Origin of the sequence: uncultured Sphingosinicella sp. (assembly GCF_963974575.1) — a bacterium.
Classification (GTDB): domain Bacteria; phylum Pseudomonadota; class Alphaproteobacteria; order Sphingomonadales; family Sphingomonadaceae; genus Sphingosinicella.
The window spans coordinates 366,598-391,492 of the sequence record NZ_CAXBBQ010000004.1 but is presented as its reverse complement, the minus strand read 5'-3'; the positions used below and the strand labels follow the sequence as shown (position 1 = coordinate 391,492).

Annotated in this window: 25 protein-coding genes; 13 read left to right on the top strand and 12 right to left on the bottom strand. The window is 65.8% G+C overall.

Annotation, left to right across the window (positions count from 1 at the left end; translation table 11 throughout):
- Nucleotides 1-71: 71 nt before the first annotated feature.
- The 6 genes from AAC014_RS09880 to AAC014_RS09855 all read left to right on the top strand — a co-directional run bounded on the left by AAC014_RS09880 (nucleotide 72) and on the right by AAC014_RS09855 (nucleotide 4,977).
- Nucleotides 72-1,259, top strand: a complete 1,188-nt coding sequence (locus tag AAC014_RS09880; protein ID WP_339707670.1) for a toxic anion resistance protein — start codon at nucleotides 72-74, stop codon at nucleotides 1,257-1,259.
- A 3-nt stretch (nucleotides 1,260-1,262) separates the two neighbouring features.
- Entirely contained in the window at nucleotides 1,263-1,976 is a 714-nt protein-coding gene (locus AAC014_RS09875; RefSeq protein WP_339707667.1) for a hypothetical protein, read from the top strand.
- 78 nt (nucleotides 1,977-2,054) lie between these two features.
- Nucleotides 2,055-3,347 (top strand): acyl-CoA dehydrogenase family protein, encoded by a 1,293-nt coding sequence (locus AAC014_RS09870; RefSeq protein WP_339707664.1) that lies wholly within the window; start codon nucleotides 2,055-2,057, stop codon nucleotides 3,345-3,347.
- The gene (locus AAC014_RS09865) at nucleotides 3,348-3,842 is read left to right on the top strand and encodes an NAD(P)H-dependent oxidoreductase (protein ID WP_339707661.1); all 495 of its coding nucleotides are present in this window, start codon (nucleotides 3,348-3,350) and stop codon (nucleotides 3,840-3,842) included.
- Between the two features lie 9 nt (nucleotides 3,843-3,851).
- Entirely contained in the window at nucleotides 3,852-4,625 is a 774-nt protein-coding gene (locus AAC014_RS09860) for an SDR family NAD(P)-dependent oxidoreductase (protein ID WP_339707658.1), read from the top strand.
- 61 nt (nucleotides 4,626-4,686) lie between these two features.
- Nucleotides 4,687-4,977 (top strand): hypothetical protein, encoded by a 291-nt coding sequence (locus AAC014_RS09855; RefSeq protein WP_300539483.1) that lies wholly within the window; start codon nucleotides 4,687-4,689, stop codon nucleotides 4,975-4,977.
- Here AAC014_RS09855 and AAC014_RS09850 read toward each other — a convergent pair.
- Complete coding sequence (locus AAC014_RS09850; RefSeq protein WP_339707651.1) at nucleotides 4,962-6,830, bottom strand: NAD(P)/FAD-dependent oxidoreductase; 1,869 nt, start codon at nucleotides 6,828-6,830, stop codon at nucleotides 4,962-4,964. The two genes, AAC014_RS09855 and AAC014_RS09850, sit on opposite strands and share 16 nt — an antisense overlap.
- A 147-nt stretch (nucleotides 6,831-6,977) precedes the next feature.
- Between AAC014_RS09850 and AAC014_RS09845 the strand changes: the two genes are divergently transcribed.
- Nucleotides 6,978-7,919, top strand: a complete 942-nt coding sequence (locus AAC014_RS09845; protein WP_339707648.1) for a hydroxymethylglutaryl-CoA lyase — start codon at nucleotides 6,978-6,980, stop codon at nucleotides 7,917-7,919.
- Here the strand turns inward: AAC014_RS09845 and AAC014_RS09840 are convergent.
- Genes AAC014_RS09840 through AAC014_RS09830 form a run of 3 tightly spaced genes read right to left on the bottom strand, consistent with a single transcriptional unit; the run spans nucleotide 7,907 to nucleotide 10,518 of the window.
- A complete protein-coding gene (locus AAC014_RS09840) occupies nucleotides 7,907-9,205 on the bottom strand; it encodes an MFS transporter (RefSeq protein WP_339707645.1) in 1,299 nt (432 codons plus the stop codon). The two genes, AAC014_RS09845 and AAC014_RS09840, sit on opposite strands and share 13 nt — an antisense overlap.
- Nucleotides 9,202-10,074 (bottom strand): DMT family transporter, encoded by an 873-nt coding sequence (locus tag AAC014_RS09835; protein WP_339707642.1) that lies wholly within the window; start codon nucleotides 10,072-10,074, stop codon nucleotides 9,202-9,204. The genes AAC014_RS09840 and AAC014_RS09835 overlap by 4 nt, the downstream gene beginning before the upstream one ends.
- Before the next feature lie 60 nt (nucleotides 10,075-10,134).
- Nucleotides 10,135-10,518, bottom strand: coding sequence for a hypothetical protein (locus tag AAC014_RS09830; protein ID WP_339707639.1), 384 nt, complete (start codon nucleotides 10,516-10,518; stop codon nucleotides 10,135-10,137).
- 201 nt (nucleotides 10,519-10,719) lie between these two features.
- Here AAC014_RS09830 and AAC014_RS09825 point away from each other — a divergent pair, with 201 nt between their 5' ends.
- The 4 genes from AAC014_RS09825 (at nucleotide 10,720) to AAC014_RS09810 (ending at nucleotide 15,442) form a co-directional block, all read left to right on the top strand.
- Nucleotides 10,720-11,304, top strand: a complete 585-nt coding sequence (locus AAC014_RS09825) for a urate hydroxylase PuuD (protein ID WP_339707893.1) — start codon at nucleotides 10,720-10,722, stop codon at nucleotides 11,302-11,304.
- 157 nt (nucleotides 11,305-11,461) lie between these two features.
- Complete coding sequence (locus AAC014_RS09820; RefSeq protein ID WP_339707636.1) at nucleotides 11,462-13,165, top strand: EAL domain-containing protein; 1,704 nt, start codon at nucleotides 11,462-11,464, stop codon at nucleotides 13,163-13,165.
- A complete protein-coding gene (locus AAC014_RS09815) occupies nucleotides 13,162-14,697 on the top strand; it encodes an ATP-binding protein (protein ID WP_339707633.1) in 1,536 nt (511 codons plus the stop codon). The genes AAC014_RS09820 and AAC014_RS09815 overlap by 4 nt, the downstream gene beginning before the upstream one ends.
- A gap of 10 nt (nucleotides 14,698-14,707) precedes the next feature.
- A complete protein-coding gene (locus AAC014_RS09810) occupies nucleotides 14,708-15,442 on the top strand; it encodes a response regulator (RefSeq protein ID WP_339707630.1) in 735 nt (244 codons plus the stop codon).
- Here AAC014_RS09810 and AAC014_RS09805 read toward each other — a convergent pair.
- The 8 genes from AAC014_RS09805 to AAC014_RS09770 all read right to left on the bottom strand — a co-directional run bounded on the left by AAC014_RS09805 (nucleotide 15,439) and on the right by AAC014_RS09770 (nucleotide 21,892).
- Nucleotides 15,439-16,407, bottom strand: coding sequence for a zinc transporter ZntB (locus tag AAC014_RS09805; protein ID WP_339707627.1), 969 nt, complete (start codon nucleotides 16,405-16,407; stop codon nucleotides 15,439-15,441). The genes AAC014_RS09810 and AAC014_RS09805 overlap by 4 nt on opposite strands.
- The gene (locus AAC014_RS09800) at nucleotides 16,404-17,180 is read right to left on the bottom strand and encodes a siroheme synthase (RefSeq protein WP_339707624.1); all 777 of its coding nucleotides are present in this window, start codon (nucleotides 17,178-17,180) and stop codon (nucleotides 16,404-16,406) included. Before AAC014_RS09800 ends, AAC014_RS09805 begins: the two co-directional genes overlap by 4 nt.
- 22 nt (nucleotides 17,181-17,202) lie before the next feature.
- The gene (locus AAC014_RS09795) at nucleotides 17,203-17,958 is read right to left on the bottom strand and encodes a phosphoadenylyl-sulfate reductase (protein WP_339707621.1); all 756 of its coding nucleotides are present in this window, start codon (nucleotides 17,956-17,958) and stop codon (nucleotides 17,203-17,205) included.
- Nucleotides 17,951-18,376, bottom strand: a complete 426-nt coding sequence (locus tag AAC014_RS09790) for a DUF934 domain-containing protein (RefSeq protein ID WP_339707618.1) — start codon at nucleotides 18,374-18,376, stop codon at nucleotides 17,951-17,953. The genes AAC014_RS09795 and AAC014_RS09790 overlap by 8 nt, the downstream gene beginning before the upstream one ends.
- Nucleotides 18,369-20,003, bottom strand: coding sequence for a nitrite/sulfite reductase (locus AAC014_RS09785; RefSeq protein ID WP_339707615.1), 1,635 nt, complete (start codon nucleotides 20,001-20,003; stop codon nucleotides 18,369-18,371). The genes AAC014_RS09790 and AAC014_RS09785 overlap by 8 nt, the downstream gene beginning before the upstream one ends.
- Nucleotides 20,003-20,299, bottom strand: coding sequence for a DUF2849 domain-containing protein (locus tag AAC014_RS09780; RefSeq protein WP_339707612.1), 297 nt, complete (start codon nucleotides 20,297-20,299; stop codon nucleotides 20,003-20,005). Before AAC014_RS09780 ends, AAC014_RS09785 begins: the two co-directional genes overlap by 1 nt.
- Nucleotides 20,296-21,042: a uroporphyrinogen-III C-methyltransferase gene (cobA, locus tag AAC014_RS09775; protein WP_339707610.1), complete on the bottom strand. Its 747-nt coding sequence runs from the start codon at nucleotides 21,040-21,042 to the stop codon at nucleotides 20,296-20,298. The genes AAC014_RS09780 and cobA overlap by 4 nt, the downstream gene beginning before the upstream one ends.
- A 91-nt stretch (nucleotides 21,043-21,133) precedes the next feature.
- A complete protein-coding gene (locus AAC014_RS09770; RefSeq protein ID WP_339707607.1) occupies nucleotides 21,134-21,892 on the bottom strand; it encodes an enoyl-CoA hydratase in 759 nt (252 codons plus the stop codon).
- A gap of 100 nt (nucleotides 21,893-21,992) precedes the next feature.
- On the opposite strand from AAC014_RS09770, the gene AAC014_RS09765 reads away from it, so the two are divergent.
- Nucleotides 21,993-23,639, top strand: a complete 1,647-nt coding sequence (locus AAC014_RS09765) for a thiamine pyrophosphate-binding protein (RefSeq protein ID WP_339707604.1) — start codon at nucleotides 21,993-21,995, stop codon at nucleotides 23,637-23,639.
- Nucleotides 23,636-24,865, top strand: a complete 1,230-nt coding sequence (locus tag AAC014_RS09760; RefSeq protein ID WP_339707601.1) for a hydrolase — start codon at nucleotides 23,636-23,638, stop codon at nucleotides 24,863-24,865. The genes AAC014_RS09765 and AAC014_RS09760 overlap by 4 nt, the downstream gene beginning before the upstream one ends.
- The last annotated feature ends 30 nt before the right edge of the window (nucleotides 24,866-24,895 follow it).

Below are 24,895 nucleotides of genomic sequence, written 5' to 3'. Positions count from 1 at the left end.
TTGTATTATATGGCTAACACACCCAATATGGTGGTAAGCATAGGACAGGAAACGGATCATTAGGAGCGGTAATGCAAACCGAAACCGAGCTGAAGCTTCAGGCCCCCGATCCCGTGATCGCCGTGGCGCCCGAAAAAGCAGCAGGACTCGTGCCGATCAGCGACGAGAAGAAGACCAAACTTGAAGCCACCGTCGACAGCTTCGTCGACGATCTGCTGGCGCAGGATGCGAACAGCCCCGCCTTCGGCAAGCTTGTCGATGAGGTGACGGCGCTCGGCCGCCGCGAAATCGCCGAGGCCGCGCAGCAATCGAACCGCTTCCTCGATCGCCCGGTGAAGGCGATCAATGCCGAGGGCAATATCGGCAAGGACCTTGTCGCGCTGCGCCGCACGGTCGAAGACCTCGATCCGGGCACGGACGGCAAGAAGCTCGCCCCGCGCAAGATTCTCGGCATCATTCCGTTCGGCAGCCGCGCCAACCGCTATTTCGACAAGTACCGCTCCGCGCAGAGCCATATCTCGGGCATCCTCGACAATCTGTCGAACAGCCGCGAGGAGCTGTTCCGCGACAATGCCGCGATCGACGTCGAGCGCCAGAACCTCTGGAAGACGATGGAGAAGCTTGAGCAGATGATCCACGTCTCAAAGACGCTGGATGCGAAGCTTGAGACGGCCGCGGCGGAGCTTGAGGTTTCCGACCCCGCGAAGGCCAAGGCGATCCGCGAAAGCGCGCTGTTCTACGCGCGCCAGCGGACGACCGACCTGCTCACGCAGATGGCGGTGAGCGTGCAGGGTTATCTCGCGCTCGATCTCGTCAAGAAGAACAATGTCGAGCTGACCAAGGGTGTCGACCGCGCCTCGACGACGACGGTCTCGGCGCTGCGCACGGCCGTAACGGTGGCGCAGGCGCTGACCAGCCAGCGTCTCGTGCTCGACCAGATCACGGCGCTCAACACGACGACAGCGGGCGTCATTGATTCGACGAGCACGATGCTGAGGAACCAGACGGGCGAAATCCACAAGCAGGCGGCATCCGCCACGATCCCGATCGAAACACTGAAGCGCGCTTTCGAGAACATCTACGCCACGATGGATTCGATCGACACATTCAAGATGGAAGCGCTCGCCTCGATGAAGGAAACGGTCGAGACGCTCTCGGGCGAAGTCGAGAAGTCGCGCGGCTACATTGCGCGTGCCGAGGGCGCTGCGCAGGCGCAGGTCAAGGGCCCGGCGACGACCTTCAAGGCGATCGAGGGCTGACCCGTGGCGCGTGACGTTTCGCAGATGCTCGGCCGTGCCGACGAGGCCCTGAAACGCCTTGGCCAGACGCCGGAAGGCCGCGCCGCCGCGCTCAGGCGTACGCAGCGCCAGGCGAAATCGGTGGTGCAGCGCATCGCCAATGCGGGCATGGCAGTGGGCGGGGTCGCGCTGGTCGCGTTGCTTTTCGCGATGTTCATCGCGCCGCTCGGCGTCAACGGCTTCCTGCTGCTCGTGCTCGCGGTGGCGGGCGTCGGCGGCTGGTTCCTGCTGCGCCGCCCGCAGGCGGAGATGCCGACCCCGCAGGCCATGAAAAATGCCGATCTCGCGGCGATTCCCCGCCGCGTCGAGGCGTGGCTGGAGCGCCAGCGCCGCAGCCTGCCGTCGCGCGCGTCGAAGCTCATCGACGAGATCCTGCTGCGCCTCGAAGTGCTTGGTGAGCAGCTTGGGCAGGTGCCGACCGGCCAGCCCATCGCGGGCGACGCGCGCCGCCTCATCGGCGAGCATCTGCCGCGCCTCGTCGACACCTACCTCAAGGTGCCGCAGGCCTATCGCACGCCGGGGAGCGAGCCGGAGCAACAGCTCCTGGAAGGCCTCGTGACCATCGCCGACGAGCTTCGGCGCCTTTCCGAACAGCTCGTGCGCGGTGATCTCGATGCGCTCGCCGTCGAGGGCAAGTTCCTTGAGCAGCGCTACAAGGAAAACGGCACACTCACTTAGACGTCTAACGACCTCTCAATCCCGCGCGGTGGACGCGCGCCCCGGCGCATGTCTATCTGGCAGGCGAGGAGAGGACCCATGGATTTCGATCTGCCCGCCGAGCTCGTCGCCTACCTCGCCGAACTTGACGCCTTCATCGAAGCGGAGATCAGGCCACTCGAGCGCACGGCCGATAACATCCGCTACTTCGACCACCGCCGTGAATGGGCGCGCACCGATTTCGAGAACGGCGGCCTTCCCCGCCCTGAATGGGAAGCACTCCTCGCCGAAGCCCAGCGCCGCGCCGACGCCGCCGGTCACTGGCGCTTCTCCGCGCCGAAAAATTACGGTGGCAGGGATGGCTCCAACCTCTGGATGGCGGTGATCCGGGAGCACTTCGCCGCGCAGGGCCTCGGCCTCCACAACGATCTTCAGAACGAGCACTCGATCGTCGGCAACTTCCCCTTCGTCGCCATGTTCGAGGAATTCGGCACCGAGGCGCAAAAGCAGGAGTTCATCCTCGGCGGCTTCAAGCGCGAGCGCATCGTCGCCTTCGGACTCACCGAGCCCGACCACGGCTCCGACGCGACGCACATGGAAACGCGCGCCGTGCCCGCAACGCGGGACGGTGTGCCCGGCTGGCGCATCGACGGCGAGAAGATGTGGACCACGGGGATGCACGTCGCCACGCATTGCGCGACCTTCGCGCGCACGGACGGCGCAGACGGCGACGCGCGCGGCATCACCTGCCTCCTCGTGCCGTCTGATGCGCCGGGGGTGAAGATCGAGGAATATCTCTGGACCTTCAACATGCCGACCGATCACCCGCGCGTGTCCTTCACGAACGTCTGGGTGCCGGAGGCGGCCGTACTCGGCACCCCGGGCGCGGGCCTCGCGCTCGCGCAGTCGTTCGTCCACCAGAACCGCATCCGGCAGGCGGCCTCCTCACTCGGCGCGGCGGTGTTCTGCATCGAGGAGAGCGTAAAATACGCACGAACGCGCAAACCCTTCGGCAAGCCGCTCTCGGAAAACCAGGCGATCCAGTTCCCGCTCGTCGAGCTTGCGACGCAGGCGGAAATGCTGCGGCTTTTGATCCGCAAGACCGCGTGGGAGATGGACCGGATGCCGCACAAGGCGATCGAGCGCGCGCTTTCGGACCGCGTTTCCATGTGCAACTATTGGGCGAACCGCCTCGTCTGTGAGGCGGCGGATCGCGCCATGCAGGTGCACGGCGGTATCGGCTATTCGCGGCACAAGCCGTTCGAGCACATCTACCGCCACCACCGCCGCTACCGCATCACCGAGGGCGCCGAGGAGATCCAGATGCGCAAGGTCGCCGCCTTCCTGTTCGGCTACATGGGGCCGCGGAAGGCCGCGTTCGCGGACGCGTAAATGACGAAGAGGCTCCTCATCGTTTGGCACTCCATGACCGACGGTACACGCCAGATGGCCGAGGCGGCGGCGGAGGGCGCGCGCCGGGAGGAGGACATGGCGGTCGTGCTGAAACCGGCCCCCGAGGCCAGCCCCGAGGACTTGCTCGCGGCGGACGGTTACATCTTCGCGTGCCCCGAAAACCTCGCCGCGATCGCGGGCGTGATGAAGGCTTTCTTCGACCGCTGCTACTACCCCGCGCTCGGCCGCATCGAGGGGCGACCTTACGTAACGCTCGTCTGCGCAGGCACGGACGGGGCGAACGCCATACGCCAGATCGAACGGATCGCAACCGGCTGGCGGCTGAAACCCGCCGCCGATCCGCGCATCGTGCTGACCCATGCCGATACGCCCGAAGCGATCCTCGCACCAAAGGTGATAGGTCCGGACGATCTTGAGGCGTGCCGGGATATGGGCCATGCGCTGGCGGCGGGCCTTGCGATGGGCATAATATAGGGGATGGTGATGGCGGGTTTCTCGTTCGATCTTTCGGGGCGCGTCGCGCTGGTGACGGGTGCGTCTTCAGGCTTCGGGGCCCGGTTCGCACGGCAGCTCGCGGCAAGCGGCGCCAAGGTCGCGCTCGGCGCGCGGCGCGTCGATATGCTGAGCGCTCTTGCCGACGAGATCGCGGGCGCGGGCGGCGAAGCGCTCGCGGTGGAGATGGATGTCTCGAACGAGGCTTCTGTGATCGCCGCCTACGACCGCATCGAGGGCGCGTTCGGCACGCCGGACAGTATCATCGCCAACGCCGGCATGAACGTCGAAGGCTCAGCGACCGAGCTTTCTGTCGAGGATTTCAATCGGCTCATGGGCGTCAATCTCACCGGCGTATTCCTCACCGTCCGCGAAGGCGCGCGGCGATTGATGGCGGCGGGTTCGCGCGAACGCGGGCACGGCCGTATCGTCATCATCTCGTCGATCACTGCTAATGCGGTGGAGCCGAGCCTAGCCGCTTACTCGGCCTCGAAGGCGGCGGTGCAGCAGATGGGCAAGGTGCTCGCGCGCGACTGGGTGCGACAGGGCATCAACGTCAATTCGATCTGTCCGGGATATGCGCGCACCGAGATCAACAGCGAATGGTTCGACACCGAAGCCGGGCAGAAGCAAATCGCCAAGTTCCACCGCCGGCGCCTGATGGCGGAGGACAGCCTCGACGCGATGCTACTCTACCTCGCGTCAGATGCAAGCGCGGCAGTCACCGGCTCCAGCTTCACGCTGGACGACGGCCAGTCGCTGTAGGGGCTGAACCTTCGGGCCTTGCGTTCGTTTCAGCGTGGGGGCACCGCGAAGGAGAAGTCCCGTGCCGCTCGAAGTCTTTCCCCTGGCGCTCCTCGCCGCGATCCTCGTCACGTTCGCGGCAGGCGTCTATCTGCTCATCCACTTCCGTGCGCTCGCCCGCCTGTTGCCGAGCCGTCATCTGGTACCGGGGCCGAAAACCTCCCGAACGCCGCCGCAGTCGCGCGGCCTGGTGATTGCCGCGCTCATCGCCTTCAACGTTGGCTGGATCGCCAGCGTCGCGATCTGGAGCTTTACCGCGTCAGGCGAAGCGAATGATGCCGTGGTTTCTGTGCACGGTCAGGCGAGTTCATAGTCTGAGGGATCAGGCTTCAGCGTCGCCGCCCAGTAGTCGACGAGCGCGAACGGCCAGTTCTGGCTGACGCGGCCGGTCGCGTTCTTGTACCAGCTCGAAACCCCCGGCTGACCCCATGCCATCCGCGCGTTCCCTGCATCGACGCGGGTATTGAACACGTCGTGCACGTCCTCGCGCACATCGAGCGTTCTCGCGCCCGCTTCGCCGAGCATCCCAAGCGCGCGAACGACGTAGCGCACCGAACATTCCGAAAAGAAGATGATGCTGCCGTTGACGACGATGTTGGTGTTGGGCCCGTAGAGCATGAAGAAGTTCGGGAAGCTTGGCACGGTCATGCCGAGATAGGCGCGCGCGTCGCCTTGCCAGCGCTCGTGGAGCTCGATCCCATCCCGGCCCACAACCTTGAACGTCGACAGGAAATCGCTCGCCTTGAAGCCGGTGCCGTAGATGATCACGTCATAGTCGTGGGTTTTGCCGTCCGCCGTCACGATGCCGGTCTCGGTGATGCGCGCGATCGGGGTTTGTTCGAGGTGCACGTTGTCGCGGCGCAGCGCGGCGATCCACACGCCATTGTCGCGAAGGCTCCGCTTGCCACCGATCGGATAGTCCGGGATCACGGCGGAAAAGAGATCGGGCCGCCCTTCGCACTGCAGGCCGATCTGCTGCACCAGCGCATTCCGGAGTTCGAGGTTCATCGCGCCGATCGTACCCGGCGGGCCGTTCCATGCCTCGTCCGCTTTCACGAACGGCAGGATGCCGTCGGTCATCATCCAGAACAGCCAGAACCTGTACCACTTCTCGTAGAAGGGCACGTTCTCCAGCAGCCACTGGACATTGTCGGTGACGGGATCGTGGTAGTTGGGTGTGGGGCCGCCCCACGGCGGCGTGCGCTGGAACACCGTGAGGCTCTCCACATCCGCCGCGATTTCCGGTACGAACTGATAGGCGCTCGCGCCCGTGCCGATCACCGCGACGCGCTTGCCTTTGAGGTCAACGTCATGCCGCCAGCGCGCGCTGTGGAAGGCCGGGCCCTTGAAGCTGCCGACGCCCGGAATGTCGGGAAGGCGCGGTTGGTTGAGCTGCCCCACGGCGCTGATGAGCGCATCGGCTTCGATGCTGCCCGCGTGCCGCCCGAATAGCGTCAGGCGCCATAGCGAGGCTGCGTCGTCCCACTCCGCCTTGTCCACGCTCGTTCCGAAGCGGATCAGCGGGCGAAGGTCGTATTTGTCGGCAATGTCGCGGAAGTAGGCGAGCAGCGTTGGCTGCGTCGAATAGTGTGCGGGCCAGTGGTGGTTTGCCTCGAACGAGTAGGAATAGAGGTGGCTCGGGTTGTCGACGCGGCAGCCGGGGTAGGTGTTCTCCAGCCACGTGCCTCCGACATCCTCATTCTTTTCGATGACGATGACCTCGTGCCCCGCCTGCCGCAGGCGGATGGCAGCCAGAAGCCCCGACATGCCGGCGCCGACGATCGCGATGCGCTTCTTCACCGGCGCAGGCTCGGGTCGTTTCGGATCGGCGCTTTCAAGCCCCAGTTCTTCCACCAGGAACGGCACATAGTGCTTCGGAATCTCCGCCCCCGCGATGAAATCCATCATCAGGCGCACGGTTGCCGCATCGGGCGGCGGGGGCAGGGGGGCGCCGGCAAGGTTTGCGCTGATCGCCGCTGTCGCGCGCTCCCGGACGGTGTTTTGCAGCGCGGGCGGGAGGTTTCCCTGCCCGTCGCCGAAGAAATCGTAGGTCGGTCGGTTTTCGGGCGTCAGCAGGCTGGTGTCGCCGGTCAGATGAACGAGCGCGCAGATCAGCGACGGGATGTGCGCTTCGGTGAGCGCGGCTTCGATTCGGCCTCTAGTCATGGCGGTCTCTCCCCAGAGCCGTTCCATCATTGCGCCAAACCTTCGCCGGCACAGGCCCCCCAACTTGAGAGCGTGTCGCTTTTGAGAGGGATTGACCTTGCCGCCGAAATGCCCAAGTCGGACGCAGCGATTTGCAGGAGAGACGGCATGGCAGACGTGACGATCGTTGAAGTGGGCGCGCGCGACGGCCTCCAGAACGAACCGGAGATCGTTTCCACCGCCGACAAGCTCGGCCTTATCACGCGGATGATCGACGCGGGCGTGCGGCGCGTCGAAGTCGCGAGCTTCGTCAATCCGAAACGCGTGCCGCAAATGGCAGACGCTGAAGCGGTGATCGCGGGCCTGCCCGATCGCCGCGACGTCTCCTACATCGGGCTCTGCCTCAACAAGCGCGGCGTGCTGCGCGCCATCGAAAGCCGCGAGGGCAACAAGCGCGGCGTCGACGAGGCGGGCTGCGTGCTCGTCGCCTCGAACACGTTCGGCGAGCGCAACCAAGGCCAGACAATCGATCAGGGGATTGCCGAAAACCGCGAGATGCTGCGCCTCGCGCGCGAAAACGGGCTTGTCGCACAGGTCACGATCTCGGCGGCGTTCGGCTGCCCGTTCGAAGGCTATGTGCCGCCCGAAACCGTGGTGCGCTGCGTAGAGGCGATGGCAGAGGCGGGCGCCGAGGAGATTGCGCTTGCCGATACGATCGGTGTTGGCGTGCCTGCACAGGTGACGGACCTGTTCGGGCGCGTGCGCGCCGCAGTGGGAGACGGCATCCGTCTCCGCGCGCACTTCCACAATACGCGCGGCACCGGCATCGCGAACGCGTGGGCAGCCTATGCGGCGGGCGTGAAGGTGCTCGATTCCTCGCTCGGTGGGCTCGGCGGCTGCCCGTTTGCGCCGAAGGCGACCGGCAACATCTCGACCGAAGAGCTGCTATTCATGCTGGATGGCTCAGGGGTCTCGACCGGCGTTGACCTCGCGGCGGCGATCGCCGTGAACCACTGGTTCGAGACGGTGATGGGTCGGCCGTTGCCCTCGATGGTCGCGAAGGCAGGTCCGCGGCCCGGCGAATACCCTACCGCCAGCTACTGCGTCTGAATCTCGTCCCGGTCGAGGTCGGAACCCAGCAGCGGGTTCTTCAGCGAATAGAGCAGCATCGCGAGCAGCAGCACCGCGCTCAGCAGGTAGGGGAGCGGCTGCCAGACCTGATAGAGCGCGATGCCGATTGTCGGCGCGATGATGAACGACGCGCCGTTCACGGCGGTGATCGCGCCCGCCGCGCCGCCCTGATCCTCAAGCCCCACGGCGAGTGAGGCACCGGCGCTGAACCCCGGCCGCGCGAAGCCGTAGCCGAGCGAGGCGATCGCGAACGACAGCACGATTCCGTAGAAATCGGTCGAGGCCGCGAGCAGGATCGATCCGACAGCCCCAAGCCCCGCACCCCAGCGCAGCAGCAGTTTCGGCCCAAGGTGGAGCATCGGGATCAGCGCCCACTGCGCGAGCAGCGTCGCGGCGGCGGCGGCCATCAGCGTGATGCCGATGAAGGTCTGCGCCTCGATGGGCGGCAGACCGAGCCGGTCGATGATGAAAAAGCCGAGTGACTGACCGCTCGCCGCCTGCGCGTTGCCGATGGCAAGCCCGTAGATCGAAAAGGGCAGGATGCGTGGGTCGCGCCACGACAGGCGGCGATGCGTCCGCGTCCGCGCGCCGTGGGTGCTGCGCGGGCCGGTTGCGACGGTCGGCTCGAGATTGGCGATCGGCCGGTCCTCGCCTGCGCTCGGCGCATCGGCAGGAAGGCGCCGGGAGACGATGATGAGCGTGATTAGCGCGAACGCCGCGAACGCGAACATCGGCCCCGAAAGCGTGACGACCGGCAGCACGAAGAACGGCGCCACCGCAGGCCCGACGATCGTGCCGAGCCCGAATGCGGACGCGAGTATGGAAAGCGCCCGCGTACGCTCCGCGGGGCTTGTTCGCGAGGCGACATAGGCCTGAGCCGCGGGGTTGGAGGCTGATCCGAACAGACCGAACAGCGAACGCGCCGCAGCGAAGATGATGAACACGGCGATCGGCGCGATCAGGTGCTTGAGCCCGGCGAGGATCACGAACGCGCAGATCAGCTTGGAGACGAAATATCCGCCGAGCCCTAGCAAAATCAGTGCCTTGCGGCCATAGCGGTCCGAAGCATCCGCCCAGCGCGGCGCGGCGAATGTCCACATCAGCGCCGAAAATGAGAAGATCGTCGCAACCAGCAGGTCGGGGATGCCGAGCTCGCGCCCGATAGTGGGCAGTACCGATTGTAGCGCAGTGTTGCCTGCAGCGACCACGAACAGCACGAGGAACAGCAGCGCGAAATCGCTGCGAAGGCCGCCCGCCGGGTTCATACGGCGACCGGCTTGCGCCGGCCCGACCACGCCGTCATCAGGCAGGCGCCCGCCACGATCGCACCGCCAAGCATGACCTGCGGGCGCACGCCCTCATCGAACAGCCACCAGCCGAACAGGGCCCCCCAGCCGAGCGCGGTATATTCGAGGACCACCAGTTTCTGCGCTTCGGCACGCGCGTAAGCAAAAGCGAGGAGCAGGGTGCCGCCCGTACCGAGCGCGCCCATCAGCGCGAACAGCGGGAGCGCGCCGGGGGCAGGCAGCGACGCTGCGAACAGCGCGAAGGGCGCCGTGTAGAGCGCCGGAAAGGCGGCGGCGAGAAAGCTGATGACCTGCGGATCGTCACGCGTCGCTCGCTGCCTGAGCAGAACGACAGAGAGCGCATAGAGCACGGCCGACACGAAAACGGCTGCGACCCCTTCGTTGCGGTTGGGCATCGGCACCGGGACATGGCCGGTTACCGTCACCAGAACCCCGCCGAACCCTATCAGGCACGCCGCCACGTTGATCGCACGCATCCGTTCGCCGAGCAGAACGCGGGCGATGAGCGGCACCAGCAAGGGTGCGATGAAAGAAATCGCGATCGCCTCCGCGATCGGGATCGCCCAGAGCCCATAGAAGAAGAGGTATGCCGCGCCTGCGATGACAAGCCCGCGCACGGCATGGCCCCGCAAGGTCTCGCGCGAGAACGCGACCTTGCCGAGGCGCAGCAGCGGCAGCGCGATCAGCGCACCCGCGACGTAACGCATGAAGGTGACGGTGATGATGGCATGTGTCTGCGCGCCGAGCTTGATCGCACCGTCCATCGCGCACAGCAACGCGATCGCCAGAAAGGCAAGCAGCATCGGCGGGGCAGTGGACGGGCGCATGGCCTCGCTGCTTGCCGAGGCGCGGCCCGTACTGTCAATCCGCGCGAAGTGCGAGGGCGGCTATTTTTGGGGCTTGGGCGGGCAGCGCGTCTTGTCGCCGTTCACGCAGGCCTGCCAGTCTGCGATCTCGCGCTGGCGCTGCTCGTAGGCGGCGCGCGCGGCCTCGTACTCCGCTTGCGCCTGCGCGGTGCGTGCAACCGCTGCGTCATGCTCGCGCAGTTGCGCTTGATATGCGGCCTGCGCGGCGGCGTAGCCTGCATCGCTGGCATCGGTGCGCGCCTTCGCCTCAGCGTTCAGCCGCTTGCGGGCGCTGATTGCGGCGGCATCGTCGGGCGCGGCGGCTTCATCCACGACCGTGAGCGGGGCGGGCGGCGCCGGTTCCGGCACGGCCACCGGCTGCAACACCTGCGCGGCCATCAGGAACGCTGCGTGGAGCAAGATCATCAGTCTTCCTTTCTGATCGGCACTGGCACCCCGTCCGTTCGGTCAGTTGTTGCCGGAAATGCCGTCTATCATCACCTGAACGCTTCTACCTTCAACAATTTCAGCGTAGTTATGTTTCTCAATCACACTGTGGGACGGACCTCTGCTGCGATCGCGGCGCGCATCAGGGTCGAAACAGGGAACGCCGCGGGGGAACTGCTGATGGGCAAAATTCTTGAAAATCTGCATCTTACGTTGGGTCTGGGACTGGTCCTCGCGATCGCCCTGATCTTCGGGCTGCATGGCGATTTCGCCGCCAACGGCGCGCTTTTCGGGCAGACCGTGTTGCGCTGGCTGCACGTGTTCGCGGGCATCACCTGGATCGGGCTGCTCTACTACTTCAATTTCGTCCAGATCCCGACGATGCCGTCGATTCCGGCCGAACAGAAGCCGGCGGTGAGCAAGCACATCGCCCCCAAGGCACTGTTCTTCTTCCGCTGGGGCGCAGCCTTCACGGTGCTGTTCGGCCTGCTTCTGGCCGGTCATCTCGGCTACCTCGTCGAGGCGCTGACGCTTCAGCCGTCGTTTCAACTGATCGGCATCGGCATGTGGCTGGCGCTGATCATGGCGTTCAACGTCTGGTTCATCATCTGGCCGAACCAGAAGAAGGCGCTCGGCATCGTGCCGGCCGAAGACGCGGCAAAGGCGAAGGCCGCGCGCGTCGCGATGCTGGCGAGCCGCACCAACACGCTGCTGTCGATCCCGATGCTCTATGCGATGGCGGCCTACCAGTCCTGGCCGATCTAAGCCGAAGACACGGCGCAAGGCCACGCAAGACGGGGGCGGTCCTTTGGGGCCGCCCCTTTTCGTTCCACAAGTGTGGCTTAGAGAATGTTTACCTTATCCTGCGAGTGTCCGCTGAGCCTCGCGCACCGGTCCGCGCGTGGTGCACGGAGTACTTGGCTTGTTCGAAACACAGTTGCGCATCCGTTCACTTGTCTTTGCCGGCGCGGCCTCTGTCGTGATCGCCTTGCTTGTGTTCGCCTACAGCCTTGGTTGGCCGCCGAGCCTCCCGTCGGCGGGCTCGCTGCTCGTTCTGGCCGGTCTCGTGATCGCCAGTGCCGCGGCTGTTTTCGCTGCAGTGCACTATACGATGGCGCCGGTCGTGATCGCGGTCGAGAAGCTCACCGATTTTGTGCGCCCGCGCCGCGACGGTGATGTTCCTGCGCCGATCCCGCGTGCCGTGCGCCGCACGCTCCCCAAGCTGACGGCGGCAATCGAACTCTTCAAGAAACGCATCCAGACCAATATCGACACGATCCAGCAGACCGCGCTGCAGGATCCCGTCACCGATCTTCCCAATCGCCTCAGCTTCCGCCGCACTGTGGAGCGCCACCTGCGCAGCATGACACGCCGCGAGGGCGCGAAGAGTGCGATCCTGTTCATCGATCTTGATCGCTTCAAGTCGGTGAACGACAGCCTCGGCCACGCGCAGGGTGACGTGCTGCTGGCGATGTTCGCGGCTCGGATGCGCGTGCTGCTTTCCGCCGAATCGAATCGCCGTGGCCCCGGCTGTGGGGAGGCCATGCTGGCGCGTCTTGCCGGCGATGAGTTCACCATCCTCCTCCCCGATGCGGCGGGGGCTGCCGATGCCACCAAGCTCGCGCGGCAGATCCTGCGCGCCATGCAGGAGCCATTCGAGTTCGCGGGCCAGTCGATCGTGATCGGCGCCAGCATCGGTATCTGCATCGCGCCCGACGATGGCGAGACCTACGAAACGCTCACCCGCAATGCCGACACGGCGATGTATTACGCGAAGGACAGCGGTCGGAATCAGTATCACCTGTTCGAAGCCGCAATGCACGAGCGCGTGCGCGACCGGCTGCAGCTCGAATCGATGCTGCGCGCGGCGATCGCGGGCGGGCAGTTCGAACTGCACATGCAGCCGCAGATCAATGCGGAAAGCGGCGAGCTCGTCTCGGCGGAGGCGCTCATCCGCTGGCGCCACCCCGACAAGACGCTGCGCGCGCCCGCTTCGTTCATCGATATCGCCGAAGACAGCGGTCTCATCGTCGATGTCGGCCGCTGGGTGATCGCGGAAGCCGCACGGATCGTCGGCGAATGGCACGCCCGCGGCGACAAGCTCAAGCTCAGCGTCAATGTCTCGCCGCAACAGGTGGAGCGCACCGATTTCGTGCGGCATGTCCGCGCGTGCATCGAAGCCTCGTCAGCCCCGCCCGAGATGCTGGAAATCGAAATCACCGAATCGACCGTGATGTCGTCCGACCCCGTGATCGTCGATCGCCTCGCCGAAGTGCGCGCGCTCGGCATCAGCATCGCCATTGACGATTTCGGTACGGGCTATTCAAACCTCGCGCGCCTCAAGGATCTGCCGATCGATCGGCTGAAAATCGACCGTTCGCTCGTGAAGGACGTCGCCACCAGCGCGGATTCGCGTACCATCATTCAGGCGATTGTCAGCCTTGCGGGAGGGCTCGGTTACGAGTGCGTCGCCGAAGGCGTCGAAAGCGAGATTCAGGCCGATATCCTCAGCGTTATCGGCTGCGAAATATTGCAGGGCTACTGGATTTCGAAGCCGATCCCGCTCGCCGAATTCGAAACCTGGCGCGACGCGCATGAGCCGGAGCATCTCGGAGCAGCGCTTTGACGAATGCGAAGGTGCGCTCAGGCTTCAGGGCACGGCTTGAGCGTCTGCCCTTCCGCGTCAAGCTTGCCGCGGCGGTTCTGTTCGCATGTACGGTGGCGCTCGCGCTCGCCAGTTCGGTGTTCGCCTATCTCCAGTATCAAACCGTCGTCGCGGCCACCTACAAGATCCAGGAGCTGACCACGCAAGGCGTCGCCAGCATCGCGGCGGGGCCGATCCTTGCCGGCGATACGGACGAAACGCTGCGCGTGCTGCGCCAGCTCGATTCGGTGGAGGTGATCCGGCAGGTGCGGGTGCGCGACGTGTCGGGCAAGGACATCATCACACTGAAACGCACCGCGCCCGCTCCCAAGGGGCGAAAGGCGGTCTCTTCGGCGCCGATCGTCGCCAAGGGCAAGATGCTCGGCTCGATCGAGATCACCACGGTCCAGAAGTTCGAGACCAAGCCGTCGTTCGCTTATCTGTTCGCCGTCATCGGGATCATCGCCGTCGCGTTCCTCGTGTCGCTGTTCTTCGCGGCAGGGATCAGCGTTCTGCTGTTCCGGCCGCTCAAGGTCATGACGCTCGCCATGGAGCGCATTCGCGACAGCGGCGACTACAGCCAGCGCGTCGAACGGCTCGGCGACGACGAAACGCGGCGCGTCATCGATTCGCTGAATGCCATGCTCGACGAGGTGGAACGCCGCGATCACGAGCTGGCGTCGGCTGCAAGCGAGCTTGCGGACGCGCGCGACGTCGCGCAGCACGCCAACGAGGCGAAATCGCAGTTCCTTGCCAACATGAGCCACGAGCTGCGTACGCCGCTGAATGCCATCATCGGGTACGCCGATGTGCTGAGGCAGGACCTCTCCGAACAGGGGCAGACGCAGCTTTCCGAGGATGCGCGCTGGATCGACGGATCGGCGCGGCATCTGCTCAGCATGATCAACGAGCTGCTCGACATGGCGAAGATCGAAGCGGGCCGCATGGAGATCGATGTGCACGAATTCAGCGTGCAGGGTCTCCTCGAAGAGGTGCGCTCGACGCTGGAGCCGCTCGCGCAGCAGCAGGGCAACCGCCTTGAGCTGCGCATCGCGCCCGATGTCGGCATTGCCGAGCATGATTCCACGAAGCTCCGCCAGTGCCTGATCAACCTTGTCGGCAATGCCTGCAAGTTTACCAAGCAGGGCCATGTCATCCTGTCCGCGCGGTCGCTTACCATTGCGCGGCGTGACTGGATCGAGATCAGCGTATCGGATTCGGGCATCGGCATGACGCCCGAGCAGGTGGAAAAGCTCTTCCAGCCTTTCGTGCAGGCGGATGCCTCCACGACGCGCCGTTTCGGCGGCACGGGCCTCGGCCTTGCCATCACCGCTCGGCTTGCCGAACTGATGGGCGCACGCCTTTCGGTCGATAGCCTCCCCGGTGTGGGCTCCACATTCAGCCTGCGTTTGCCGCGTAAGCATCAGGAATCGCTGCGCGAATGGGACGATGCGACGGGCTCGCAAAAAGGGTCAATTAATAATCAACCAAATCCTGACACCATGGCGGCCTAAAGAACAAAACATGGGCGTATCGATGACAGTGAATGCGGGAGACCGGAACGGATGCCGAATCCTCGTCGTAGACGACGTGGAGGCGAATCGTTCTGTGGTGTGCAGGCGTCTTGAGCGCCTGAATTATACGGTGGTCTCTGCGGATAGCGGTGAGGCTGCGCTGCAGCTCATCGAGAAATCGCCCCCCGACCTCGTACTGCTCGATTACATGATGCCGAACATGAACGGCATTGATGTGCTGCGCGAGCTGCGCACGAATTCACGCGTCAGCGAGGTGCCGGTGATCATGCTCACCGCGCGCGCGGACGCGCAGACCGTGGTCGCATCACTCGAAGCCGGTGCCGATGACTATGTCTCGAAGCCAATTGATTTCGACGTGCTTTCCGCGCGCATTGAGGCGCAGCTTCAGCGCCGGCAACATGCCGCCAACCTGAAGCTCGCGAATGCCAAGCTCGACGAGCGGGTAACGCGTCGCGCCATCGAGCTTTCGGAACTCGAGGAACAGCTCGAACTTGAAAGCGAACAGCGCCGGGTCCTCCAGAGCGAGGTCGAGCGCCTGATCGCGGACCGCAAGGCCGTGCTCAGCACGGGCGTCAACCCCGATCTCATCGAGCAGCCGCTCCAGCGCATCGCGCAGATCGCCGATAGCCTTGCCGATCCGGGCCGCGCCGACATGCCGGTGAACCCCGCGGCGATTGCCGAGATCGCGGCACTCGCACGGCAGGCGCTGGGCTCCGTTCGCTAGCGGAACCAGCCCTTCATGCGAAGCCAGGCGAGTACGCCGAGGCCAAGCGCGAGGTTGAAGCCGACGACGGCATAGAAGGCCCACGCTTCATCGGCGTAGGGAATTCCCGAGACGTTCATGCCGATAAGACCCGTGATGAACGTCAGCGGCAGGAACACCGCCGACACGATCGACAGCACGAGCGTGCGGTTGCCGACCGCCTCTTGACGAAGATCGGAAAGCTGGTCTGAAAGCACCGCCGCCTGATCGCGCACGGCATCGATTTCCTCGATGATCCGCGTCACGCTATTCGCCGCCGCCGAAAGATTGATGCGGTCGCTCTCGTCGAAGAATCCGAAGGGGCCGCTTGCAAGCTGCGTGAGCGCGTCTCGCTGCGGCGAGATGAAGCGCCGCAGGCCGATCGCCGTGCGGCGCACATTGCCGATGCGCGGGCGCAGTTGGCTGCGGCGCTCGTCGATCACGTCCTCCTCCAGCAGGTCGAGGCTTTGCGAAAGATCGTCGAGCGTGTGATCGATGCGCCGGATCAGCACGTCGGCAAGCTCCACGATGAAATCGCCGGCGTCGCGCACCGCGCGATCGCGCAGCACGTGCTCCATGTCGGCGATGGCGAGCAGCGGGCGGAAGTTGATGCTGAGCACCTCGCCCGCCATCACCCACAGGCGGATCGAAACGAGATCGTCGGGGTCCGCGTCGGGGTTTTCGTTGACGCCGCGCAGGATGACCAGCGCGCCTTCACCGATCTTCACGGCACGCGGCCGGGTTTCGAGTTCCAGCAGCGACCAGACCGCCGCTTCGGGGACGCCGGATTGCTTTTCCAGCCATTCGCGGCACGCCGTGTCGTTGCCGTCGATGTGGCGCCACAGCAGCGCGCACGCCGGCGCCTCGCCGGAACCGGGCGGCGTATCGATGCGCGTCGCCGTGCCGTCGGGCAGGATCGTGTAGGCGAAGCTGCCCTCGGGCGTCATGAAAGTCTCCGCAGGATAACGGTCAGCCCCGGGCGAGAAGCGCTGGAATCATCGGGCAGTCGAACGGCATCGCGGCGCCCGCGGTCGAGCACGGCGGCGGGAACATCCGCGCCGTGCACGATCGTGTCGGCGCGGGAGAGCAAGCGCAGTTGCCGGAGCGTCAGATCGTCGGGATCGTCGCTTACGAGCACGATCTCGTGGCGTTCGGCCGTATCTGTGTCGCTGAGCGCGAGCGCGGTTTCGATCCGGCTGTCCACGTTGGAAACCTCGTGCAGCGGATCGAGCGCAGCGCCAGGGGCGAGCAGCCTGTCCCAGAACCGTCGTCGGCCCGATGGTGTCGGCCGCGCGTCCGTCACGCGATCGCGTGCGGCGCGGATGCTCCGGGCAAGATCGCCGAGCGAGGCGGGGAGCAGCGCTTCCAGACGTTCGCGCAGCGCCTTCGCAAGCGTCGCTGAGGCTCCGCCCGTGCCGATCGCGACGAGCACGGGCGAGCGGTCGATGATCGCGGGCACGGTGAAGTCGCAAAGGTCGGGGCGATCGACCACATTCACCAGCATCCCCTGCGCGTGCAGCACCGCCACGTCTGCAGGGCTCGTCTCCTGAGCGATGAAGGCGATGCGCGCCGCATCGGGGTCGTCGGTAATGAGCCCGCCTGCCGCTTCGATCAGGCGCCGTTTGGCCTCCGCGGCCACGCCGTCGCCGACGAGGAGCACGGACATGCCCTTCAGATTCAGGAAAACGGGAAGCTGGTCCATCGGCGGCAGGAATGCCACGCCTGTGCGGGGCTGGAAAGCCTCAGAAGCTCGGCAGTTCGCTCACGTTGTCGGTGTGGATGCCGCACTCGGTCTTGTCCCAGCCGCGCCAGCGCCCGGCGCGCGGGTCTTCGCCCGGCTTCACGACGCTCGTGCAGGGCTGGCAGCCGATCGACAGATAGCCTTCCGCTTCCAGTGGGTGCCGGGGCAGGTCGCGCTCCGCGAAGTACGCCTCGAGATCGGCCTTCACCCAGTCGCCGAGCGGGTTCATCTTCAGGCGCCCGTCCTCGATCTCGAACCGGGGAATGTTGGCGCGCGTCTGCGATTGGAAAGCCTTGCGGCCCGAAATCCAGCTGTCGAGGCCCTGCTTGGCCCGCGCGAGCGGCTCCACCTTGCGGATCGCGCAGCAGCCGTCCGGGTCGTAGGACCAGCGCAGCCCGGTCGCATCCTTCGCTTCAATGACGGCGGCATCGGGCGTCACCACGTCGCGATTGGTCATCCCCAGCCGGTCGAGCAACTGCACGCGGTAGCGCTCGGTTTCCGGGAACATCTTCAGCGTGTCGACGAACACCACCGGCACAGTCGGATCGACGCGCGCGATAAGGTCCAGGAGCACCGCGCTCTCCGTGCCGAACGAGGAAACGACCGCCGTCTTCCCGAGCAGCTTTTCATCGAACACCGTGCGCAGCATTTCGAGCGTGTCGACGCCTGCAAAGCGCGCGTTCAACGCGTCGGCGTCTTCCTGCGTGTAGGCAGGGCGCACGTCGATGGTATCGAGCTTGCGGGCTGCATCAGCCATGACGGAGGCCCCACACCGGCGAACGTCCGTCCGCCGCCTTCTGATAGACATGCTCGTAGCGCGCGAGCGCGCGGCCGAGTGCGTCGGCATCGATATCGGCCTCGGGCGCGAAACTGTCGAAGCCGCAGCGCCGCATGAACGGAATCTGATCGACGAGCACGTCGCCCGCCGCGCGCAGTTCGCCGGTGTACCCGGCTTCGCGCAGGATACGCGCCGCTGAATAGCCCCGCCCGTCGCGGAACTTCGGAAATGCGATTTCGATCAGGGCAAGCTGGCCGAGATGCGGGATCAGTTTCCGCGCATCCTCGTCCGACTCCAGCCGCACGGCGGTGGCGTTGCTCTGCCCGAGGAAGGCGTCAAGCGTCACCGCCGGTTCTTCGTGCGCGGCGTCGTCGCGGAAGCGAAGTGCGTTACCCATAAATCGCCTCCTTGAACGGGTCCATGCCGACACGGCGGTAGGTATCGAGGAAGCGTTCGCCCTCGGTGCGCAGCGTACGATAGGTTTCGACCGTGCGCTCGATCGCGTCGACGATACCGTCCTCGTCGAAGCCGGGGCCGGTGATGCGGCCGAGGCTCGCGTCTTCCGCGCCCGAACCGCCGAGCAGCAGCTGGTAATTCTCCGTGCCCTTGCGGTCGACGCCGAGGATGCCGATGTGCCCGGCGTGGTGGTGCCCGCAGGCGTTGATGCAGCCGGAAATCTTCAACTTCAATTCGCCGAGATCGCGCTGGCGGTCGAGACCTTCAAAACGCTTGGCGATCTTCTGCGCGACCGGGATCGAACGCGCGTTCGCAAGGCTGCAATAATCAAGGCCGGGGCAGGCGATGATATCGCTGATAAGGTCGAGGTTCGCGCTCGCAAGATCGGCCGCCACCAGCTTCTGCCAGATCGTGTAGAGATCGGCCTTCTTCACATGCGGCAACACGATGTTCTGCGCGTGCGTGACGCGAAGTTCATCGAAACCGTACGTCTCCGCAAGGTCCGCCATCAGGTCGATCTGCGCCGACGACGCATCGCCCGGAATGCCGCCCACCGGCTTCAGGCTGATGTTGACGATCGCATAACCCGGCTGCTTGTGCGCCTTCACGTTCTGGTCGAGCCACACCGCGAAATCGGAGTCGCTGCGATCGACCGTGTCCGCAATGCCGGTTTCGAACGGCGGTGGCGCGAATTGCGCGGCGATGCGCTCGAATTCGCCCGGCGGCGGATCGAGGCCGAGCGTCTTCACGTGCGCCCATTCTTCTTCCACTTGCCGCGCGTATTCCGCCGCGCCGAGTTCGTGGACGAGGATCTTGATGCGCGCCTTGTAGATGTTGTCGCGGCGCCCGTAGCGGTTGTAGACGCGCAGGCACGCTTCCAGATAGCTGAGGAAGTCCTGCGTCGGCAGGAACTCGCGGATCACCGGCGCGACCATCGGCGTGCGGCCCATGCCGCCGCCCACGAACACGCGGAAGCCGAGCTCGCCCGCATCGTTATGATAGAGTTGCAGCCCGATGTCGTGCAGCTTGATCGCCGCGCGGTCTTCTTCCGCCGCGACGATCGCGATCTTGAACTTGCGCGGCAGATAGCTGAATTCCGGATGGAACGTTGACCACTGGCGCAGCAGCTCCGCCCACGGGCGCGGGTCCGTCACCTCGTCGGCGGCGGCGCCGGCGAACTGGTCAGACGTCGTATTGCGGATGCAGTTTCCGCTCGTCTGGATCGCGTGCATCTCCACGCTCGCGAGATCGGCGAGAATGTCCGGCGCATCCTCCAGCTTGATCCAGTTGTATTGGATATTCTGGCGTGTGGTGAAATGGCCGTAGTCGCGGTCGTACTTGCGCGCGATGTGCGCCAGCATCCGCATCTGGCGGCTGTCCATCGTGCCATAAGGGATCGCGACGCGCAGCATGTAGGCATGAAGCTGCAGGTATAGCCCGTTCATCAACCGCAGCGGCTTGAACTGGTCCTCGCTGATCTCACCCGCAAGGCGCCGCTCAACCTGGTCGCGGAACTCCTCGACGCGGGCATCGACGATCGACTGGTCATATTCGTCGTACTTGTACATCAGATCACCCAGCTTCCCGCCTTCGGATCGGCGGGCTTGATATTGAGGTCGAGCCGCACGGTGGGGCCGAGAGCACGAATCCGGTCCTTGATATGGCCGGGGCGGGGGCCATCGGGGGTGGCCTCACCGTCGATCACATAGGGTGCGTTCACGCGGCGCGCGGCTTCCTCGGCGGCGGCAATCGCCTCGCCGTGGCCATCGACGTCCACCGCGTCGGCGACATGGCGCGACCAGTCGCTGCCCGTCCACCAGACTACATCGCCGGTCTTGAGATCGTTTCCGGTAAGCAGCTTCACGCCTGCATCTCCAGTTTTCTGATGTCCACGTCCGCACCAAGCGCGGCGACCGCGCCGACGACGATAAGCGCCGGGCTTTTCACGCCATGCCGCACGACGCTGCCTTCAAGGTCGGCGAGGAGGCTGCGGATGACGCGCGCGCCCGGTAGCGTGCCGCGCTCGAGAATCGCGACCGGCACGTCCGGCGTCAGCCCATCCCCCATCAGCTTTTCCGCGATGGCGGCGGCGGTGGCGACGCCCATGTAGATGACAAGCGTGCGGCCCTTACCCGCAAGCCCCGCCCAATTCTGTTCGGTGAGGCCCTTGCACTGTCCGGCGACGAAGCTGACGATGGACGCATGGTCGCGGTGCGTCAGCGGCATCAGCGCTTCGGCCGCCGCGCCGAGCGGCGAGGAGATGCCGGGGACGACCTCCACGGGCACGCCCGCGGCGCGCGCAGCTTCCACTTCCTCGCCGCCGCGCCCGAAGATGAACGGGTCGCCGCCCTTCAGGCGCACGACGGTGTTTCCGGCCTTCGCCTCGGCGACGAGCAGCGCGTTGATGTCGTCTTGCGCCATCGTGTGGCGCGCACGCCGCTTGGCGACGCTGATGCGGCGGGCGTCATGCGGCGCAAGGGCAAGCACGCGCGCATCGACGAGCCCGTCGTGCACGACGACATCGGCAAGGCCGAGCGCCCGCGCAGCGCGCAGCGTCAGCAGGTCCGGATCACCCGGCCCGGCGCCGACAAGAATGAGTTTGCCCATGGTCATGGAGCGTTAGATGGTCCGCCCGCGCGCGAAGGCCAAGCAAGGCTTTCTTTGGGTGCGCCAAGCGGGGCTTGGCAGCGCGCGGAAATCAGCCGAAATTCGGCGGCCGCTTCTGCATGAAGGCGGTGGCGGCTTCCATGAATTCCGGCGATTTCAGCCGCTCGGTGAAAAGCTCGCTTTCCAGCATCAGTCGCGCTTCTGTTTCAGCGCGGTTTCGGCGCAGCAGGCCCTTCGTCAGCTTCACCGATTCCGGCGCTTTCGCGGCGATGTCGTGCGCGATGCGCCGCGCTTCGGCCTCAAGCTCGGCATGCGGCACGAAGCGGGATGCGAGGCCGATTTTAACGGCCTCCTCGCCCGAAAGCCGCCGTCCGGTCAGGAACATGTCGCTCGCCAGCGCCGTGCCGACGACCTGGGGCAGCAGCAGCGACGATCCGGCCTCAGGGATCAGCGCAAGGTCCGTGAACGGCGTCTGCAGCATCGCGTTTTCGGACACCACGACGAGGTCGCAGTGCAGCAGCATCGTTGTGCCGACGCCGACAGCAACGCCGCCCACCGCCGCCATCAGCGGCTTTTCCGCGTTCAGGATCGATCGCAGGAAGCGCGCGACCGGCGTGTCCGTCCCGCGCGGCGGATTCGACTGGAAGTCGACGAGATCGTTGCCCGATGTGAACGCCTCGCCCGCGCCGGTCAGCAGCACCACGCGGATGCCGTCGTCGGTTTGCGCGCCCTCGATCGCGTCCGCCATCGCCGCGTACATGGCGTGCGTCAGCGCGTTCTTCTTCTCCGGGCGGTTCATGGTGACGACGAGGACGCGGCCGTCGCGTTCGATGCGGATATGATCGGTCATGCCGGGCTCAATGCCGGAAACGCGCGGCGGTTGATAGCTACGAGAGGGGAGAGGCTTCGCACGGCTTGACTTCGCTCCCCCACACGGGCACCGATCCACCATGCCGAGCGTGGCCGCAACCATCGCCGAAACTCTCGTCCATCAGGGCGTCAGCCACGTATTCTGCGTTCCGGGCGAATCCTACCTCGCCGTTCTCGACGCGCTGCACGACGTGCAGGACAGGATCGCGCTCATCACCTGCCGCCACGAAGCCGCCGCCGCCAACATGGCGGAAGCCTATGGAAAGCTGAACGGCAGGCCGGGTGTCGCGATGGTCACGCGCGGGCCGGGCGCGACGCACGCCTCGATCGGCGTGCACACGGCGTTTCAGGATTCGACGCCGATGCTGCTGTTCGTCGGCGATGTCGGTACCGACATGATCGGGCGAGAGGCGTTTCAGGAGGTCGATTACCGCCGCATGTTCGGCGCGCTCGCCAAGGGCGTGTTCGTGCTCGACCGCGCCGATCGCGCGCACGAAGTCGTCGCTTCCGCCTATGCGCTCAGCCTTTCCGGGCGGCCGGGGCCGGTGGTGATCGCGCTGCCCGAGGATGTCCTCACCGAGGAAGCGCTGGCGGCCGTCGCCACGCGGATCGAACCGCCGCAGGCCTCGCCCGATGCGTCTGCCATAGCGGCGCTTGCCAACATGCTCGATGCTGCCGAACGCCCGCTGCTGTGGCTCGGCGGGCCGGGCTGGACAGCCGAAGACGTCGCGGCGGTGCAGAGCTTTGCTGAAAGCGCGAACCTTCCCGTTGTCACGTCGTGGCGGCGCAAGGACCGCTTCGACAACGCGCATCCTAGCTATGCGGGCGAACTGGGGCTCGGTTCGAACCCGAAGCTCGTCGAGCGTGTCAAATCGGCCGACCTTATCATTGCGCTCGGCACGCGGCTCGGCGAGGTGGCGAGCCAGGGCTATACGTTGCCTGCGGTGCCGACCCCCGCGCAAAGCCTCGTCCATATCCATCCCGACGCCGATACCTTGGGCCGCGTCCGCCGCCCGGCGCTCGCGATTCAGTCGTCGATCCGGCTTGCCAGCGCGGCGCTCGGCGAACTCGGCTTCGTGATCGACGGTTCGCGCTGGGCGGACTGGACCCGCGCCGCGCGCGCCGATTACGAGGCGTGGACGCAGCCCACAAGCGTTGTGAACGGTGTTAACATGGCGGAAGTGATCAGCCATCTTGATGCCACGCTCGGCGCCGACACCATCTACTGCAACGGGGCGGGCAACTTCGCCGGGTGGCTGCACCGCTTCCATCAGCATCGCCGCATCGGCACGCAGCTTGCGCCGACCTCTGGCGCGATGGGCTACGGCGTTCCCGCCGGGATCGCCGCGAAGCTGCTCCAGCCGGAGCGCGAGGTCGTGGTGCTCGCGGGCGACGGCGACTTCCTGATGTCGGGCAATGAGCTCATCACTGCCGCGCGCTACGGCGCCAACGTGCTGTTCATCGTCGTCGACAACGGCCAGTACGGCACGATCCGGATGCATCAGGCGCGCGATTTTCCGGGGCGGCAATCGGGCACCGCGCTCGTGAACCCCGATTTCGCCGCCTTCGCGCGCAGCTTCGGCTGTCACGGTGAAACCGTCGATCGCACCGAAGACTTCCCCGCCGCGCTCGTCCGCGCCCGCGTAAGCGGCGTCCCTGCGCTCATCGCGGTGAAGACCGACCCGCGTGAGATCGCCCCCGGAAGACGGCTGGGCGACGACGCATGACCCGGCTCACTGATGCCGAAGCGGGGGCGCTCGCGTTCCTCGACGATGCCCACGCGCCCATGCTCGCGGCGATCGAAAGCTGGGCGGCGATCAACACCGGCAGCCGCAATCTTGCGGGCCTCGCGCACTACGCGGATGTGCTCGCCGAAGCCTTCGCGCCACTCGGCGGCGAGATCCGCCGCGTGCCGCCTGCGCCCGTCGAGGCGGTGGACGCCGCGGGCCGCACCTATGCGCTCGCGCACGGCGACAACCTGCACATCGTCATGGACCGCCCGGCGAACAAGCGCGTCCTCCTCACCGGGCACATGGACACGGTGTTTCCTGTCGATCACCCCTTTCAGGCGCTGCGCTGGCTGGCCGACGGTGTGCTGAACGGGCCGGGCGTCGCGGACATGAAGGGCGGCATCGCCGTGATGCTCTGGGCGCTCCGCTGCTTCGAAGCGTCACCCTTCGCCCGGCAGCTGGGCTGGGAGATCATCCTCAACAGCGACGAAGAGGTGTCTTCGCTCGGCTCTGCGCCGCTGCTCGCGGAAACCGGACGGCGCTGCCAGATCGGTCTCACCTTCGAGCCGTCCTCGCTGCCTGACGGCACGCTCGCTGGCGCGCGCAAGGGCAGCGGCAACTTCTCCGCAGCCATTGCGGGTAGGGCCGCGCACGCGGGCCGCAATCCCGAAGAGGGCCGCAACGCCATCATCGCCGCCGCCGACCTCGCGCTCCGGCTCGACGCCATGAAGGGCCCGACGCTTTCGGTGAACGTCGCCAAGCTGGATGGTGGCGGCCCCAACAACGTGGTGCCCGATACCGCCGTGCTGCGCTGGAACATGCGCCCTTCGACCTTCGAAGACCAGCACCGCGCCGCCCACGCCGTCGCCGATGCGATCAGCGCCGTTGCCGCCGCGCACGACGTTTCGATCCAGCTTTCGGGCAGCTTCGCGCGCCCGCCGAAGCCCATGGACGCGCACCAGCAGAAGCTCTTCGACCTCGTTCGCGCCTGCGGCCTCGATCTTGGTCTCGACATCGGCTGGCGCGACACCGGCGGCGTCTGCGACGGCAATAATCTCGCCGCGGCGGGGCTTGCGGTCGTCGATACGCTTGGAGTACGAGGTGGCTCGATCCATTCGGATCAAGAGTATCTGCTTACCGTGTCCCTTGTTGAAAGGGCGCGGCTGTCGGCACTGATCCTGATGCGTCTCGCGCAGGGTGCCTGGGACGGCCACGGGGCCTGATCGGCGCCGGCGCCGATCGCCGGAAACGAT